Origin of the sequence: Pseudomonas reactans (genome assembly GCF_013387025.1) — a bacterium.
Lineage (GTDB): Bacteria > Pseudomonadota > Gammaproteobacteria > Pseudomonadales > Pseudomonadaceae > Aquipseudomonas > Aquipseudomonas reactans.
In genome coordinates this window covers 83,983-99,212 of the sequence record NZ_JACAQP010000036.1, presented here as the reverse complement: position 1 = coordinate 99,212, position 15,230 = coordinate 83,983, and the positions used below count along the sequence as shown (strand labels likewise).

General features: G+C 62.0%; 20 protein-coding genes. 9 read left to right on the top strand and 11 right to left on the bottom strand.

The annotated features are described in order from the left end of the window. The 5 genes from ccmE to ccmA all read right to left on the bottom strand — a co-directional run bounded on the left by ccmE (window position 1) and on the right by ccmA (window position 2,765). Entirely contained in the window at window positions 1–456 is a 456-nt protein-coding gene (gene ccmE / locus HX793_RS25865; RefSeq protein ID WP_028615684.1) for a cytochrome c maturation protein CcmE, read from the bottom strand. Beyond that, window positions 453–629: a heme exporter protein CcmD gene (gene ccmD, locus HX793_RS25860; RefSeq protein WP_061435869.1), complete on the bottom strand. Its 177-nt coding sequence runs from the start codon at window positions 627–629 to the stop codon at window positions 453–455. The genes ccmE and ccmD overlap by 4 nt, the downstream gene beginning before the upstream one ends. After that, window positions 626–1,381 carry a heme ABC transporter permease gene (locus HX793_RS25855; RefSeq protein WP_177051344.1) on the bottom strand — a complete coding sequence of 252 codons (756 nt, stop codon included), beginning with the start codon at window positions 1,379–1,381 and terminating at the stop codon, window positions 626–628. Before HX793_RS25855 ends, ccmD begins: the two co-directional genes overlap by 4 nt. Before the next feature lie 83 nt (window positions 1,382–1,464). Then, entirely contained in the window at window positions 1,465–2,133 is a 669-nt protein-coding gene (ccmB, locus tag HX793_RS25850) for a heme exporter protein CcmB (RefSeq protein WP_003189951.1), read from the bottom strand. Continuing rightward, window positions 2,130–2,765, bottom strand: coding sequence for a cytochrome c biogenesis heme-transporting ATPase CcmA (ccmA, locus tag HX793_RS25845; protein WP_016978485.1), 636 nt, complete (start codon window positions 2,763–2,765; stop codon window positions 2,130–2,132). Before ccmA ends, ccmB begins: the two co-directional genes overlap by 4 nt. Window positions 2,766–2,965: 200 nt before the next feature. Here ccmA and fliK point away from each other — a divergent pair, with 200 nt between their 5' ends. Together fliK and HX793_RS25835 are read left to right on the top strand one after the other, a co-directional pair. Continuing rightward, complete coding sequence (gene fliK / locus HX793_RS25840; protein ID WP_177051342.1) at window positions 2,966–4,543, top strand: flagellar hook-length control protein FliK; 1,578 nt, start codon at window positions 2,966–2,968, stop codon at window positions 4,541–4,543. Beyond that, window positions 4,540–4,869 carry an EscU/YscU/HrcU family type III secretion system export apparatus switch protein gene (locus tag HX793_RS25835; RefSeq protein ID WP_010211799.1) on the top strand — a complete coding sequence of 110 codons (330 nt, stop codon included), beginning with the start codon at window positions 4,540–4,542 and terminating at the stop codon, window positions 4,867–4,869. The genes fliK and HX793_RS25835 overlap by 4 nt, the downstream gene beginning before the upstream one ends. 127 nt (window positions 4,870–4,996) lie before the next feature. On the opposite strand, the gene HX793_RS25830 is transcribed toward HX793_RS25835, so the two are convergent. Continuing rightward, the gene (locus tag HX793_RS25830; protein WP_177095865.1) at window positions 4,997–6,223 is read right to left on the bottom strand and encodes a molybdopterin molybdotransferase MoeA; all 1,227 of its coding nucleotides are present in this window, start codon (window positions 6,221–6,223) and stop codon (window positions 4,997–4,999) included. Continuing rightward, complete coding sequence (moaB, locus tag HX793_RS25825) at window positions 6,207–6,746, bottom strand: molybdenum cofactor biosynthesis protein B (RefSeq protein WP_016978482.1); 540 nt, start codon at window positions 6,744–6,746, stop codon at window positions 6,207–6,209. Before moaB ends, HX793_RS25830 begins: the two co-directional genes overlap by 17 nt. Before the next feature lie 76 nt (window positions 6,747–6,822). On the opposite strand from moaB, the gene mobA reads away from it, so the two are divergent. Together mobA and HX793_RS25815 are read left to right on the top strand one after the other, a co-directional pair. After that, window positions 6,823–7,425, top strand: a complete 603-nt coding sequence (gene mobA, locus HX793_RS25820; protein ID WP_177060073.1) for a molybdenum cofactor guanylyltransferase MobA — start codon at window positions 6,823–6,825, stop codon at window positions 7,423–7,425. A 79-nt stretch (window positions 7,426–7,504) separates the two neighbouring features. After that, a complete protein-coding gene (locus HX793_RS25815; protein WP_016978480.1) occupies window positions 7,505–7,726 on the top strand; it encodes a YgdI/YgdR family lipoprotein in 222 nt (73 codons plus the stop codon). A 55-nt stretch (window positions 7,727–7,781) separates the two neighbouring features. On the opposite strand, the gene HX793_RS25810 is transcribed toward HX793_RS25815, so the two are convergent. The 3 genes from HX793_RS25810 to HX793_RS25800 form a co-directional block, all read right to left on the bottom strand. Further along, window positions 7,782–8,672, bottom strand: coding sequence for a pseudouridine synthase (locus HX793_RS25810; RefSeq protein ID WP_025999897.1), 891 nt, complete (start codon window positions 8,670–8,672; stop codon window positions 7,782–7,784). 73 nt (window positions 8,673–8,745) lie between these two features. Next, window positions 8,746–9,081: a transcriptional regulator gene (locus HX793_RS25805; RefSeq protein ID WP_177095867.1), complete on the bottom strand. Its 336-nt coding sequence runs from the start codon at window positions 9,079–9,081 to the stop codon at window positions 8,746–8,748. Between the two features lie 73 nt (window positions 9,082–9,154). Further along, complete coding sequence (locus HX793_RS25800; RefSeq protein ID WP_016978477.1) at window positions 9,155–9,391, bottom strand: glutaredoxin family protein; 237 nt, start codon at window positions 9,389–9,391, stop codon at window positions 9,155–9,157. A gap of 256 nt (window positions 9,392–9,647) precedes the next feature. Between HX793_RS25800 and HX793_RS25795 the strand changes: the two genes are divergently transcribed. Next, on the top strand, window positions 9,648–11,372 hold the full coding sequence (locus tag HX793_RS25795) for a cation:proton antiporter (protein WP_177095922.1): 1,725 nt from the start codon (window positions 9,648–9,650) through the stop codon (window positions 11,370–11,372). On the opposite strand, the gene HX793_RS25790 is transcribed toward HX793_RS25795, so the two are convergent. Beyond that, window positions 11,359–12,567: an ammonium transporter gene (locus tag HX793_RS25790; RefSeq protein ID WP_177051332.1), complete on the bottom strand. Its 1,209-nt coding sequence runs from the start codon at window positions 12,565–12,567 to the stop codon at window positions 11,359–11,361. The two genes, HX793_RS25795 and HX793_RS25790, sit on opposite strands and share 14 nt — an antisense overlap. 341 nt (window positions 12,568–12,908) lie before the next feature. Here HX793_RS25790 and HX793_RS25785 point away from each other — a divergent pair, with 341 nt between their 5' ends. The 4 genes from HX793_RS25785 to HX793_RS25770 all read left to right on the top strand — a co-directional run bounded on the left by HX793_RS25785 (window position 12,909) and on the right by HX793_RS25770 (window position 15,203). Further along, complete coding sequence (locus HX793_RS25785; protein WP_177095869.1) at window positions 12,909–13,223, top strand: ElaB/YgaM/YqjD family protein; 315 nt, start codon at window positions 12,909–12,911, stop codon at window positions 13,221–13,223. A 2-nt stretch (window positions 13,224–13,225) separates the two neighbouring features. Beyond that, on the top strand, window positions 13,226–13,609 hold the full coding sequence (locus HX793_RS25780) for a phage holin family protein (RefSeq protein WP_012723020.1): 384 nt from the start codon (window positions 13,226–13,228) through the stop codon (window positions 13,607–13,609). After that, window positions 13,606–13,947, top strand: a complete 342-nt coding sequence (locus HX793_RS25775; protein WP_016978474.1) for a hypothetical protein — start codon at window positions 13,606–13,608, stop codon at window positions 13,945–13,947. The genes HX793_RS25780 and HX793_RS25775 overlap by 4 nt, the downstream gene beginning before the upstream one ends. A gap of 92 nt (window positions 13,948–14,039) precedes the next feature. Then, window positions 14,040–15,203 carry an EAL domain-containing protein gene (locus HX793_RS25770; protein ID WP_016978473.1) on the top strand — a complete coding sequence of 388 codons (1,164 nt, stop codon included), beginning with the start codon at window positions 14,040–14,042 and terminating at the stop codon, window positions 15,201–15,203. The last annotated feature ends 27 nt before the right edge of the window (window positions 15,204–15,230 follow it).

Genomic DNA, 15,230 nt, shown 5'->3' with positions numbered 1-15,230 from the left:
TTAGCCCTCCTTGGCAGGCGTTGGCGCGGATTGGCCGCTGTCTTTGAGGGCCTTGGTGACTTCCGGCGGCATGTATTTTTCATCGTGCTTGGCCAGCACTTCATCGGCCACCACCACGCCGTCGGCATTGAGCTTGCCCAGGGCGACGATACCTTGGCCTTCGCGGAACAAGTCCGGGAGGATGCCGCGATAGGTGATGGTCACGGCTTTGTTGAAGTCGGTGACCACGAAGGTCACGTCGAGGGAATCACCGGAACGCTTCAGCGAGCCCTGCTCTACCATGCCGCCGGCGCGAATCCGCGTATCCACAGGGGCTTCGCCATTGGCGATCTGGGTCGGGGTGTAGAACAGGTTGATGTTCTGCTGCAGGGCACTCAAGGCCAGGGCCACGGCAATGCCGACGCCGGCCAGGATGGCAAGGATGATCAACAGACGCTTTCTACGCAGCGGATTCACTTTTCGGTCTCCCGGCGCAGACGACGCGCCTCTTGTTGCAGGTAACGCTTGCGGGCCAGGATCGGCGCGGCGACGTTGAGGGCCAGCACCGCCAGGCAGATGCCATAGGCCGTCCAGACGTACAGGCCGTGATGGCCCATGGCGAGAAACTCGCTGAAAGAAGCAAAACTCATGCGCGCGCTCCCAGGCTGCTTTGCACTTCGGCCTTGACCCAGCTGGCGCGCGATTCACGCTTGAGCACTTCAAGGCGCATGCGCATCAGCAGCACAGCGCCGAAGAAGCAGTAGAACCCCAGCACCATCAGCAGCAGCGGCGCCCACATTTCCACGGGCATTGCCGGTTTTTCGGTGAGGGTAAAGGTGGCGCCCTGGTGCAGGGTGTTCCACCACTCCACCGAGTATTTGATGATCGGAATGTTGATCACGCCGACAATCGCCAGCACCGCGCAGGCCTTGGCGGCGCTGTCGCGATTGCTGATCGCGTTGCCCAGGGCGATCAGGCCGAAGTACAGGAACAGCAGGATCAACATGGACGTCAGACGCGCATCCCACACCCACCACGAGCCCCAGGTGGGTTTGCCCCAGATCGCGCCGGTGACCAGCGCCACGGCAGTCATCCACGCACCGATGGGCGCGGCGCATTGCAGGGCCACGTCCGCGAGCTTCATTTTCCACACCAGGCCGACGATGCCGCACACCGCCAGCATCACGTAGCAGGACTGGGCCAGCATCGCGGCGGGAACGTGGATATAGATGATGCGAAAGCTGTTGCCTTGCTGGTAGTCCGGCGGCGCGAAGGCCAGGCCCCAGACCAGGCCGATGCCGATCAGCAATACGGCAGCGATGCTCAACCACGGCAGCAGCTTGCCGCTGATGCCATAGAACCATTTGGGCGAGCCGAGCTTGTGAAACCAGGTCCAGTTCATTGCTGTTTCCATCACGGTAGCTTTTCGTCGTTGCGAAAAGCTTAGGGTCTTTACTGGTTAAGACAACGCTTAACCAGACCTCATTATTCGCCGACGCTGATCTTCAGGCCGGCCGCTATAGCAAAGGGTGTCAGGGTTACCGCCAGGGCGGTCAGGCTACCAAGCCACAAGAGGTAACCGGTCGCCGGCATGCCCATGAGCGCGGCCTGCAAAGCACCGCTGCCCAGGATCAACACCGGGATGTACAAAGGCAGAATCAACAGGGCCAGCAACAGGCCGCCCCGCTTCAAACCCACGGTCAACGCTGCGCCCACCGCCCCCAACAGGCTGAGCACCGGCGTACCGAGCAACAAGGACAGGAGCAACACCGGCAGGCATTCGACGGGCAAGCCCAGCATCATCGCCAGCAGCGGCGAGAGCAAGACTAGCGCCAAGCCGGAAAAAGCCCAGTGTGCCAGTACCTTGGCCAGTACCAGAAGTGGCAGGGGGTGCGACGAAAGGACCCACTGTTCCAGGGAACCGTCTTCGAAATCACTGCGAAACAGCCCGTCCAGCGAGAGCAGGACCGATAAAAGCGCGGCCACCCACACCAGTCCTGGGGACAAGGTTTGCAACAGTTTAGTCTCGGGGCCGACGGCCAACGGGAACAGCGCGATGACAATCGCGAAGAATACCAGCGGGTTGGCCAGCTCAGCCGGGCGACGGCAGAGCAAGCGTGCTTCACGGGCGACCAACAGGGCGAATACGCTCATGCCGACCACCGCCCTAGATCAAGATCGCGATAGCCAGCAGGCATGCGCGTCAGGGTGTGGTGGGTCGTGAGGATGACCAAACCGCCCTGCTCGCAATGTTGGGCCAGGTGTTCTTCCAACTGGGCCACGCCTTGTTTGTCGAGGGCGGTGAAGGGCTCGTCGAGAATCCACAGCGGCGGGCCCGGCAGATACAAACGCGCCAGGGCCACGCGGCGCTGTTGGCCGGCGGACAGGGTGTGGCAGGGAACATCCTCGAAACCCTTGAGGCCGACGGCGGCCAGGGCCTGCCAAATGGCATCGCGGGACGCGGGGTGATGCAGGGCACTGAGCCAGCTGAGGTTTTCTTCGGCAGTGAGCACGTCCTTGATGCCGGCAGCGTGGCCGATCCAGATCAGGTTGCGCGCAAGTTCGGTGCGTTGTTCGTGGAGCGCCTTGCCGTTGAGCCGAACTTCCCCAGCCGTCGGCTGCATCAGCCCGGCCAACAGGCGCAGCAAACTGGTCTTGCCGCTGCCGTTGGGGCCGCTGACCTGCACCATGTCGCCGCCCGCCAGCCGCAGTTCGAGGTGCTCGAACAGCAGGCGCAGGTCGCGTTCACAGGAGAGCGCTACGGCTTCAAGAAGAGGGCTGGTCAAAAGATCGCGGGCCTTTACGGTTCAAGTCGGCGGTGCAGCGGCCGTTAAAGAGAAATGCACAATAACGGCTTTGGCGACCGATTTTAGAGAGCTGGATCAAATAGTTGTGAGGTTTTTACCGCTCTCTTTGCAGACGGGCGGCATTATACATGTGATGCCCTACTCTAAAGAGGGCAATTTCCCCAGAGACGACGCGCGCGATGACCGGTGAGATCAACCTTCCTACGCTTCCACCCGCCCCGGCGGCCGGGCCCGGCCCTGCGCCTGCGGCCGGCGAGTTGCTGAAACTGCTGGAGCCGCAGATCGGCCTGATCGACCCTGGGAAAACCGCGAACGCCGAAGTCATCGCCCTGAAACAGGGCGGTGAAGCATTTCAGTTGCTGCTCAAGTTGACCCTTGAAGGCGGTCGCCAGACGTTGGTGCAGGCGAGCAGCCCGCAGCCGCTGCCGTTGGGTAGCAATGTGGCGGTAAGCCAGACGCCCACCGGCAACCTGACCCTCAGCCTGCAACAGGCCTTGAGCGCCAATGTCGCGGCCCTCACCCGCATCGACACGAACCAGATGCCGGTGGGCACGCTGTTGCAGGCCAAAGTGCTGACCACCCAGATGTTGCCTCAGGGCACGGCGCAACCGGCGATCTATCGCTCGTTGGTCACCGTGCTCAACAGCGCACTGACTGGCGCTAGCCTGACCGTGGAAAGCCCGCAGCCGTTGCGCGTCGGCAGCCTGCTCAGCGCCGTGGTACAGAACGCTCAGACCTTGAGCTTTGTGCCGCTGAGCGGGCTCAAGGATCAGTTGGCGGTCACGCAGCAACTGTCGACCCAGCAAAGCCGCCAGGGCTCGCTGGATGCAGTCTTCACTGCATTGCAAAATTTGCCACGCGGCGACAGCACCTCGGCCGAACTGCGCGGCGCCGCTGAGCGTTTACTCGCTGCCCTGCCCGACCTGGCCCAGGTCAGTAACCCCAAGGTATTGGCGCAGGTCATCCAGAACAGCGGTGCATTTCTGGAAGCCAGGCTGCTCGCCGGGCAAAACCCGCAGGTCCCACCGCTGGACATGAAAGGCGCCTTGCTGCGCCTGGTCGCCGACTTGCTGCCGGCCCTGCCCGCCAGCACCAATATGACTGCCATCCTCGCTGCCAATACCCTGGCCCAGGTGCTGCCCAACTTCGTGCGCAGCCCTTTGAACACCCTAGGCCAAGTCAGCGCGCGCCAGATACCTGCCGGCTTTCCCTTGCCCGAACGGCTGATGGCGAAACTGGAAGGCGAAGGTGACTTGGAAAACCTGCTGCGCCTGGCCGCTGGAGCGATCTCGCGCTTGCAGAGTCATCAGTTGTCGAGCCTGGAACAGACCGGCACCACCGCCGACGGCCGTCTGCAAACCACCTGGCAGCTGGAAATCCCCATGCGCACGTTGCAAGACATCGTGCCATTGCAGGTCAAGTTCCAGCGCGAAGAACCGGCGCCGGACAAGGACCAGCCCGAACGCAAAGAGAAAAAGGACGCCAAGCAGATGCTCTGGCGCGTCGAACTGGCTTTCGACATGGAGCCGCTGGGGCCGTTGCAGGTCCAGGCGCAATTGAGCCAGGGCAAACTGTCCAGCCAGTTGTGGGCCTCGCGGCCATTCACCGCCAGTTTGATCGAAAGTCACTTGGGCAGCTTGCGCGAACGCCTGGTGACGTCTGGCATCAATGTCGGCGACCTCGATTGCCACCTCGGTACTCCGCCACGCGGGCCGAAAACCGGGCTGGAACAACGCTGGGTGGATGAAACCGCATGAAGAACCCTACGCCACCGCGTCAGGCGATTGCCCTCAAGTACGACGGCCAACAGGCACCCACCTTGACCGCCAAGGGCGACGATGCCCTGGCCGAAGCCATCCTGAAGCTGGCGCGGGAAAACGAAGTGCCGATCTATGAAAACGCCGAGCTGGTGAAGCTTCTGGCGCGGATGGAACTGGGTGACAGTATTCCAGAGGAGTTGTACCGCACGATTGCCGAAATCATTGCGTTTGCATGGACGCTGAAGGGCAAGTTTCCGGTGGGGTATGACCCGGATGCAGGGCCGGTGGAGAGGGACGTGACGGAGCGTGGGGATGACTACTGATTCACCGACAACACAAAACTAACTGTGGGAGCGGGCTTGCTCGCGAAAGCGGTGGGTCAGTCAGCACATTTAGTGGCTGAAACACCGCATTCGCGAGCAAGCCCGCTCCCACATTTTTGATCTGTGTTCAGTTCAGGACTTCACTGAGCGGGATGAAATTGACGGTATCGCCGATCTCCAAGGTCGTGCCTTCCAACACCTCCACAAAGCCCTCCGCCCACGCCGCACTGCGCAGCACGCCGGAGCTCTGGTTGCGGTAGATGATCGCTTGGCCTTGCTCGATGCGACCGCGCAGGTATTCGCGACGGTTGCCCGGTTTGGGCCACGTGAACCCCACGGGCACTTCGAAGCGCAGTGGCTCGACCTCCTGCACACCTTGGCGGCGCAGCAGATAAGGCCGAGCAAGCAGCGCGAACGTCACCAGCGTCGACGCCGGGTTGCCAGGCAGACCGATCACCGGCACGCCACGGAAGTGGCCGAAGGTCAGCGGCTTGCCGGGTTTGATTGCCAGTTTCCACAACGCCAACTCACCCTCTTCACGCAGGGCGATCCCAAGGAAATCCGCCTCGCCCACCGACACACCGCCCGTGGACAGGATCAAGTCGACACGGCCCAAACCGCCCAGGCGCGCGCGGGTTTGCTCCAGATCGTCGGGCAGAATACCGGCGTCAATCACTTCACAGCCCATGCGCGTAAGCCATGAGCACAGCACGCGCCGGTTACTGTTGTAGATCTGCCCCGGCCCGAGCGGCAAGCCCGGCTCGATCAACTCATCGCCGGTGGACAGAACCGCCACGCGTGGGCGACGGATCACCGCCAGGCGATCATGGCCGAGAGACGCGGCCAGGCCGAGTTCAATCGGGCCCAGGCGCGTGCCAGCCGTTAAAACAAGCTCGCCTACGGTGGTTTCCTGGCCCTGGGGGCGGATGTTCTGGTCGAGGTGTAGGGGTTCGGTGAAGCTCACACGCTCATCGGCGTGGACCACGGCGTTTTCCTGCATCTCCACGCAGTCAGCCCCTTCCGGTACTGGGGCGCCGGTGAAGATGCGGGCGCAGGTACCGGCGGCCAGGGGGTGTGGCGCCTGGCCTGCGAAAATGCGTTGGCTGACCACCAGGGGTTCGCCGGTCCAATCCGCCAGGCGCACGGCATAACCGTCCATGGCGCTGTTCGGCCACGGCGGCAGGTCGAGGGTGGAGATCAGGTCTTGCGCCAGTACACGACCATCGCAATCCGCCAGCAGCAGGATTTCCTGCTCACGGATCGGCGCGGCTTCGGCCATGGCCAGCAGTTGGGCCAAGGCGTCCTCCACCGGCAACAGCGCGCCGGTCTTGCCGGGCTTACCCACGGGATTCACAAGGCTCAGCCTGTTTCAGGTGCGGAACGAAGTTGCACGGACGGTGACGGTTGTCGAGTTGCTCGGCAAGGATGCCATCCCAACCGGTGCGCACCGCATTGGTGGAGCCCGGCAGGCAGCACACCAGGGTGCCATTGGCTAAACCGGCCAGGGCGCGGGACTGCACAGTCGAGGTGCCGATGTCGGCCACGGAGATCTGGCGGAACAGTTCGCCAAAGCCATCGACCTGTTTGTCCAGCAGGCAGCTTACCGCCTCAGGGGTACTGTCGCGGCCAGTGAAGCCGGTGCCGCCGGTGATCAGCACGACTTGCACCACGTCTTCGGCAATCCAGTGGGCGACCTGGGCGCGAATTTTGTAGAGGTCATCCTTGAGCAGCACACGCTCGGCCAGGTTGTGGCCGGCAGCCGCCAGGCGGTCGACGAAGACCTGGCCGGAGGTATCGGTTTCAAGGGTACGGGTGTCGCTGACGGTCAATACCGCAATATTCAGGGGTACGAAGGGCGCATCTGCCTTGGCTTTCATGGCACGGTCCGGTTGTCGAAGGAACAGCCCGATGTTATATCACAGGCCCCCCTTTTGCTGCCGCTGCGGAACTGCCATGTCTATCGATTCGCCCCCACTGCCCTGTTCGGTTTTGCTGCTGTCCGGTGGGCGCGGCCAGCGAATGGGCGGCCAGGACAAAGGCCTGGTGGAATGGCGCGGCCAGCCCTTGATCGCGCATTTGCAGCGTCTTGTGCGACCGCTCACGGATGACCTGATCATCTCGTGCAACCGCAACCCGCAGCGCTATGCCGCCTATGCCGACCAGTTGGTAGCCGACGACAGCCCGGACTTCCCCGGCCCGCTCGCCGGTATCCGTGCGGGACTCGCCGCCGCCCGTCATCCGCACCTGCTGATAGTGCCGTGCGACGTACCGCATATCGACGCTGGGCTGATCCAGGCGCTGCGCGAGACCGCGCAACGCAACCCGCTGCTGCCGGTGATGGTGCGTCATGGTGAGTTCTGGGAACCGTTGATCTGCATCGTCCCGACAGGCCTGCGCGACGCGGTGGACAGCGCCTGGCACGCCGGTGAACGCAGCCCGCGCAAGCTCTTCCTGCAACTGGGCGGCGTGGGCCTGGAGTGCCCGGCAGATGACCCGCGCCTGGCCAACCTTAATACGCCGGAGCTGTTACAGACGCCGTCGGGCGTGTCAGAATGAACCTCGCACAAGGAACTTTGTCGGCGCCGCACGCGTCACAAGGTCAGCTATTAAAAAGTATTTTCTCGGAGACAGACTCATGACTCAACGGACCATCGCCGCTCTCATGCTTGCACTGGGCCTCGCCACCCTCGCCGGTTGCGCCTCGCCGACAGTGATCACCCTGAATGACGGTCGCGAAATCCAGGCCGTCGACACCCCTAAATTCGACAAGGACTCGGGCTTCTACGAGTTCGAACAGTTGGACGGCAAGCAGACCCGCATCAACAAAGACCAGGTTCGCACCGTCAAAGACCTGTAAGTCTTAGCGTTTGCCATCAAGGCCCGCCTCGCGCGGGCCTTGTCGTTTCCGGGGGTTACCAGTCGAGGGTGATCTGGCTGCGCAAACGGCGTTCTTCACCCGTAACAGGGTCGATGAACCGCACCCCCTGGGCGAGCAGTTTTAGGGGGTTGGCGTAGTCGTCTACGGCGTCCTTGATCACGTCCGGGTAGAACGGGTCGTTGCAGATACTCGCGCCGAGGGCAGTCATGTGCACACGCAGTTGGTGCTTCTTACCGGTCACCGGGAACAGGCCGTAGCGCCACAGATCGCCGTTTTTCTCGCGCACCTCCATCGCCGTTTCGGTATTGGGGACGCCATCAGCTTCCTGCATGCGAAAGAACGGCTCGCCATCGACCAGTCGGCTTTTATGCACCCTGGGAAAGGTCAGGTCCGGCAGCGCTGGGGCGATGGCTTCGTAGAATTTATCGATCTGGCGTGTGGGAAACAGTTGCTGATACGCGGAACGACTGGCCGGATTAGCCGAAAACAGCACCAGCCCCGCCGTGTGCCGATCGATGCGGTGCAAGGGCACCAGTGAGGGATTATCCAAGCGGCGAATCAGGCGGCGCAGCAGAGTTTGTTCGACGTATTCACCGGCTGGAGTCACGGGCAGGAAGTGCGGCTTGTCGGCGACCACCAGATGCTCATCGGCATACAGGATGGTTTCCTGCACCGGGATGACTTTCTCGTTTGGCACTTCACGGAAGTAATAAATGCACAGGCCTTCCTTGTAACCCAGGTCCAGGCTGATCGGGCTGCCATTGAGATCCAGCACCCGGCCTCGGGCGATCCGGTCCAGCCAGTGTTCACGGCTGATCGCCGGGAAGTGTTCGCACAGACAATCCAGCACCGTCACCCAAGGGCCGGGCGGCAGATACAAGGTACTGGCTTGGTGCTGAGACGCGGAAAAACCGGAGGTGGACATGAAATGCTCGAAGCCTGTGACAAAACCGGCGGGCATTATCCCGCATGGAGCGGGATTGAGCCTAGGGCGGATCTCAAGCCTTGGCCAACTCCGCCCGCAGGATCGGCGAAGCACTGGCGGCGTCGGTGAATTCCTTGAGCCAGCGCAGCACGTCCACTGCCTCCCAGCGGCCCGGATCGTACAACGCGTACAACAAGCCCTGGTAACCCACCACATCCAGCTGTTTGTGGTAGCCAGCGCGCTGGAACAGCGCCTCGATCTCGGCAAAGCAGGTATTGAAATGCACTTTGTTAAACGGCGTCTTGCCTTCCGTGACCAGGCCGTAGAGGCGCAGCTCGTTCACCGCGTCGCGCACGACGTCGGCGGACATGCGATTGACGCTGCTTTTCAGTTGTTCAACATTCACCACGGGCGTTCCCTCAATTCAATCGCTGTACAAACATGCAGTAACTTAATATTTGGAAACCTGCCATCGCATAAACCTAACGAAGGAAGGCAACAACCTGTTGTGTGTCGAATGGCCAATCCAGTTCCGCCCCGGTGTCTATTCGGCGAAGTACCGGAATCCGCAGGCCGTAGGCTTCGGTGAGGTCCTCGGGGTCGGTGATGTCCACCAATTCCACCAGCAACCCGTGTTCGACGAGCGGCATGATTTCGGCTTCGGCAATCTCACACAGGTGACAACCCAGGGTGCCGAACAACTGGCATTCAGGAAGCATGACAAATGGACCTGATCAGAAAACAGGCATCCATTCTAAGCCAAACCAAGCCACCTGTAGGAGCGAGCTTGCTCGCGAAAAATCCACTGGCACCGTGGTCAATCAGAAAGTCCGCGTTATCGTTGACGTCCTTCGCGAGCAAGCTCGCTCCTACAAGACAGTCCATTGACCGGAAAAGACCTGACCCAGGTCACCATGGCCTATAACTGTTTCAACGATTCTCGCGGCTTTTTGCCTGCCCCCCCCTGCAACGGAGATGCGTGTGTTTGCCAACCTGCTGATTATCCTGGCCTCATCCCTGGTGGTGATTGCGCTGTTTCGTCGCCTGCAATTACCCCCCGTGCTGGGCTACCTGTGCGTCGGCCTGGCCGTGGGGCCCACTGCATTGGATTGGGTGAATGACAGCGAAGAACTGCCCGACCTGGCCGAACTGGGCGTGGTGTTCCTGCTGTTTTCCCTGGGCCTGGAGTTTTCCCTGACCAAGATGCTTGCCTTGCGCCGTGTGGTGTTTGGCCTGGGCAGTTTGCAGGTGCTGGCTTGCGGGGTGCTGCTGGGGCTGTTGCTGATGATCCTCGGGGTGGCGCCGGGTATTGCCTTGTTGCTGGGGGCTGGGCTGGCGTTGTCGTCCACGGCCATCGTCAGCAAGGAGTTGACCAGCCTCGGGGAAATCTTCAGTAGCCATGGCCAGAACGCGATTGGCGTATTGCTGTTCCAGGACGTGGTGGCGGTATTGCTGCTGACCCTGGTGCCGGTGTTCGCTGGCACTGGCGAGCAAGCCTGGTATTGGGCGCTGCCCCTGACACTGGGCAAGACCGTGGTGCTGTTTGTCGGCCTGCTGTTGGCCAGCCGCTGGTTATTGCCGCGCCTGTTCCATGAAGTCGCTGCGTCGCACTCGGCGGAACTGTTCGTGCTGCTGGCACTGGTGATTGTGTTGCTGACGGCCTGGCTCACTCACCTGCTGGGGCTCTCCCCTGCGCTCGGGGCCTTCCTGGCTGGCATGCTGCTGGGCGAAAGCCATTACCGCCACCAGATCGAGGCAGATATCCGGCCGTTTCGCGACATCCTGCTGGGGTTGTTTTTCGTCAGCATCGGCATGCTGATTGACCTGCAATTGTTTGTCAGCCATAGCCTGCTGATCCTCGGGCTGACGCTTACGCTGATGCTGGTCAAAGGCTGTGTGGTCGCAGCGCTGGTCAAACTGCGCGGCAGCGACAGTGAAACCGCCTGGCGCAGCGGCCTGGCCCTGGCCCAAGGTGGCGAGTTCTGCTTTGCGTTGATGGCACAGATGCAGCAGAGCCGGCTGATCCCGGATGAGTTCAACGGTTTGCTGCTCGCGGCCACCTTTTGCTCGATGTTGCTCACGCCGCTGTTGTTGCGCGCCGCCCCCGGCATCGCCCTGCGCCTGCACCGCAAGCCCAACCAGCAGGTGCAGTTGGAAGCAATCACCGCGCTCAACGCCGAGCTGCGCGGGCACGCGGTGATCTGTGGCTATGGACGCGTCGGCCAATCCATCGGGCGTTTTCTGCGCAAGGAACAACAAGCCTTCATCGCCCTGGATGACGACCCGGAACGGGTGCAGGAAGCCGCCACTGAAGACAGCAGCGTGCATTACGGCGATTGCCGGCGTGGCGCGTTGCTCAGTGCTGTCGGCCTGGAGCGCGCGCGATTGGTGGTGATTGCCGTGGACAACACCGATGTGGCGCTGGTGGTACTCAAGGAAGCGCGTCGGATCAACGCCGACGTGCCAATCCTGGTGCGTACCCGCGACGATAGCCAGTTAGCAGAACTGAAAGCCGCGGGCGCCAGTGAAGTGGTACCCGAGCTGTTGGAGTCGAGCCTGATGCTCGCCTCCCATGCCTTGATCCTGCTGGGCCTGCCGGACCAACAGGTTCAAGCGCGGGTCGATGAAGTGCGACAGACCCGCTATCGCCTGCTACACGGTTTTTATCGGCCGGCAGACGAGCCGATCAATCCTGACTGACCGCGCCGATCTTGTGGATCGACAGGTCCGCGCCGTAATACTCCTGTTCCTGGCTCAAGCGCAGCCCGGTGACGCGCTTGATCACGCCATACACCAACAGGCCACCCGCCAGCGCCACCAGCACACCGAGGGCGGTGCCGATCAACTGGCTGATCAGGCTCACGCCGCCCAGGCCACCCAGGGCGGTCTGGCCGAAGATGCCGCAGGCGATGCCGCCCCACACGCCGCACAGACCGTGCAGGGGCCACACACCCAGGACATCGTCGATCTTCCAGCGATCCTGGGCCGCAATAAAGAACCACACAAACAAACCACCGGCGACGACACCTGTGACCAGCGCGCCCACCGGGTGCATCAGGTCGGAGCCGGCGCAGATCGCCACCAACCCGGCCAGCGGGCCGTTATGCAGGAAGCCTGGGTCGTTGCGACCGATGATCAGGGCCGCCACCGTGCCGCCGACCATGGCCATCAGCGAGTTGACGGCGACCAAACCGCTGACACCGTTCAGGGTTTGCGCGCTCATCACGTTGAAGCCGAACCAGCCGACGATCAGGATCCACGAGCCCAGCGCCAGGAAAGGAATGCTCGACGGTGCAAACGCCACCAGGCGCCCTTCGCGGTAGCGCCCATTGCGCGCGCCCAGCAGCAACACCGCCGCCAGCGCCAGCCAGCCGCCCATGGCGTGCACCACCACGGAACCGGCGAAGTCATGGAAGCTGGCACCAAAGGTCGCGAGCAACCAGGCTTGCAGGCCGAAATTGCCGTTCCACACCATGCCTTCGAAAAACGGGTAGATAAACGCCACGATCAACGCGGTCGCGCAGAGCTGTGGAGCAAACCTTGCGCGCTCGGCAATGCCCCCGGAAATGATCGCCGGGATCGCCGCCGCAAAGGTCAGCAGGAAGAAAAACTTCACCAGGCCATAGCCGTGATCGGCACTGAGTACCGCTGCCGGTTGCATGAAGCTCACACCGTAGGAGATCCAATAGCCTATAAAGAAATAGGCCAGGGTGGAGATGGCGAAGTCGCTGAGGATCTTCGACAAGGCGTTGACCTGGTTCTTCTGGCGCACCGTACCGACTTCGAGGAACGCGAAGCCGGCGTGCATGGCCAGGACCATGACCGCGCCGATCAGGATAAACAGGGTATTGGAACTATGGACGAGGGTGTCCACTGCACTTTGCACATTTTCCATGGAGATTGGCAGGCCTGCGATAAAGGCAAAAAGCACCAAAGCGGTTCAAGCGCAGGTTGCGCGCACTAAATTGGCACCGCCGGTCCCACCCCTCTTCAGAGGGCGTGAACCGCTTTAGCGCAGCGATCAACACAACAGGCCGTTGCCGACAGGGTTTTTCCGCGAATTTCAGTTATTTAGGGTAAGGTTTTTCAAGGCTTCCTGCCTGACCGCCCAGATTCAGCGCAAGCCTTCGGGGCTGCGCACCAAGGCAAAGCAAAAGCTGTACCACACAATTGCACTGAACCTTCACCGAAGCCGGTGACTCGAAACGTACAGATCAGCCAATCACGGAGATAACCATGGCCAGAAGAACTGCAAAGACTGCTCAAGAAATACTGATGGCGGATTTTCAAACCCTGGTCAGCGACACCGAAAAGTTGCTGGATGACACCAAGGTCCTCGCCGGCGACCAGGCTGACGAGCTGCGCAGCAAGATTCATGAAAGCCTGCTCAAGGCCCGCGAAACCCTGCAATTGACCGAAGATTCCCTGCGCGAACGCAGCCAGGCGGCGGTCACTGCAACCGAAGATTACGTGCAAGCCAACCCTTGGCAGTCGGTGGGTATTGCCGCCGGCGTAGGCTTTCTGATCGGCCTGCTGGCCACAAGGCGCTAACTATGTCTATCGGCGAAACGGGCTCGTCCACGGGCACCACTTCAAGACGTCTGGGCGCGGCCGTGCTGGGCTTGCTGCACAGCCACGTCGAATTGTTTGGCATTGAATTGCAGGAACAGAAGGCCCGCACCGTCAGTCTGCTGCTGTTTGCCGGTCTGGCGCTGGTGTTTGCGCTGCTGTTGCTGGTGGGGCTGTCGACGCTGGTGATGATCCTGGTGTGGGACACCGGCTACCGCCTGACCGGGATCATCTGCCTCTGCGTGTTCTACAGCTTGGCCGCCGCGTTCTGCGGGGTGCGCTTGAAGGCGGCGGTATTCGATGAATCCACGCCGTTCCACGCCACCCTCGAAGAGCTGGCCAATGACCGGGAGCGCCTGCTGCCATGAGCATCACTGAAATCCCGCAAACCACTTCCCGCCGGGAAATGCGCAAGGCGTTGATCCGCCTGCGCATGGAAATGCACCGTCAGGAGATCCGTCATGAGTCCCAGCAACTGATGCTGCCCCTGAACAAGGTGCGCAATATGGGCAGCAACTGGCAGGACAGCCTGGGCATCAAGCACGCGCCGCTGTGGGGCGTGGCCGCGGTGACGCTGATGGGTTTCTTTACCGGCAAAGGCGCCAAGGGCGGCGGTATCAGCAGCCTGACGCGCCTGGTGCGCCTCGGCGCCGGCTTGATCCCGTTGATCAAACTGGCCATGCAGGGCTCTTCGCGTAAAAGTTGAGCCTGGCTGGCTGCATTCTTGCTAACAGAATCGGCCCGGCCCTCGTTTTCGAGGGCCGGGCCTTTTTTCGCCAACGTTCTTAAGGAGGCCCCGTGATCGACGGGCAACCGCTCGCCTGCTTCCAGCCGTTTATCGACACCGCTACCGGCCGCATTGCCGGCGTCGAGGCCCTGGGCCGTCTGCGCCAGGCTGACGGCCGCCTGCAATCCGTGGGCCCGCTGTTCGCTGACCCGCGCACGCCGGGCGTGACCTTGCGCCGGCTCGACCGGCAGATTCGCGACAACGCGCTGAGCCGCTTGCACGAAGCGCCCGAAGACTGGTTCCTGAGCCTGAACATCTCACCGCGTTGGATCAATCGGCTGCGTCCAGGCCAAGCCCTGCCAAGCCTGAAACAGATCCACCACCATGGCGTCGACCCGCAACGCATCGTGTTCGAGATCACCGAACTGGGTGGCGACATCCGACGCCTGGCCGACGTGGTCGCGCGTTATCGCGACGCCGGTGCGCGCATCGCCATCGACGACTTTGGCGCCGGTTACTCTCAGCTCGACCGGGTGCTGGCGTTGCAGCCGGATATCCTCAAGCTGGACATGCGCCTGTTCCAGGACGCCGCCCGTGGTGGGCCGAGCAGCGAAGTGGTGCGAGCCCTGGCGCAGATGGCCGAGAAGACCGGCTGCTGGATCATTGCCGAAGGCGTGGAAACCGAGGCGCAATTGAGCTTCGCTCTGGAGTGCGGTTCGCGCTATGTGCAGGGCTATCTGTTTGCCCAGGCGCAGTTGGACTGGTTCGCCGCCGAGGCCTTCGTGCCGCGTTTCGCCCAGTTGCGCACAACCTACGTCCAGCAGAAGCTGGCAGAGCGCGGGCGCGTCATGCAACTGCGCCAGCAATTGGCCGAACTGATGAAGATCCTGCAAACCTGGGCCCAGGCACAGGCACCGTTGAGCAAACTGCCGCAACTGCCGGCATTTCCCTGGCTGCTGCGGTTCTACCAGTGCGACCGGCATGGCACCCAACTCACACCGAACTTCGAGTGGCGCCAGGACGCGTGGCAATCCGACAGCCGTTACCTGGGCCACAACTGGTCATGGCGCCCGTACTTCTATCATCTGCTGGCCGAGGGCTGGGAAGAGCGGCGCCTGACCCTGTCCTCGACCTACCGTGACGCCACCACCAACCAGTATTGCCTCACCGCCGGACAATTCTTCGATAACGGTCAGCGTTTACTGTTAATCGATATCGACGCGGCCGGGCTGTAGATTTTCGCTTGCCCAGGCCGCGCTGAA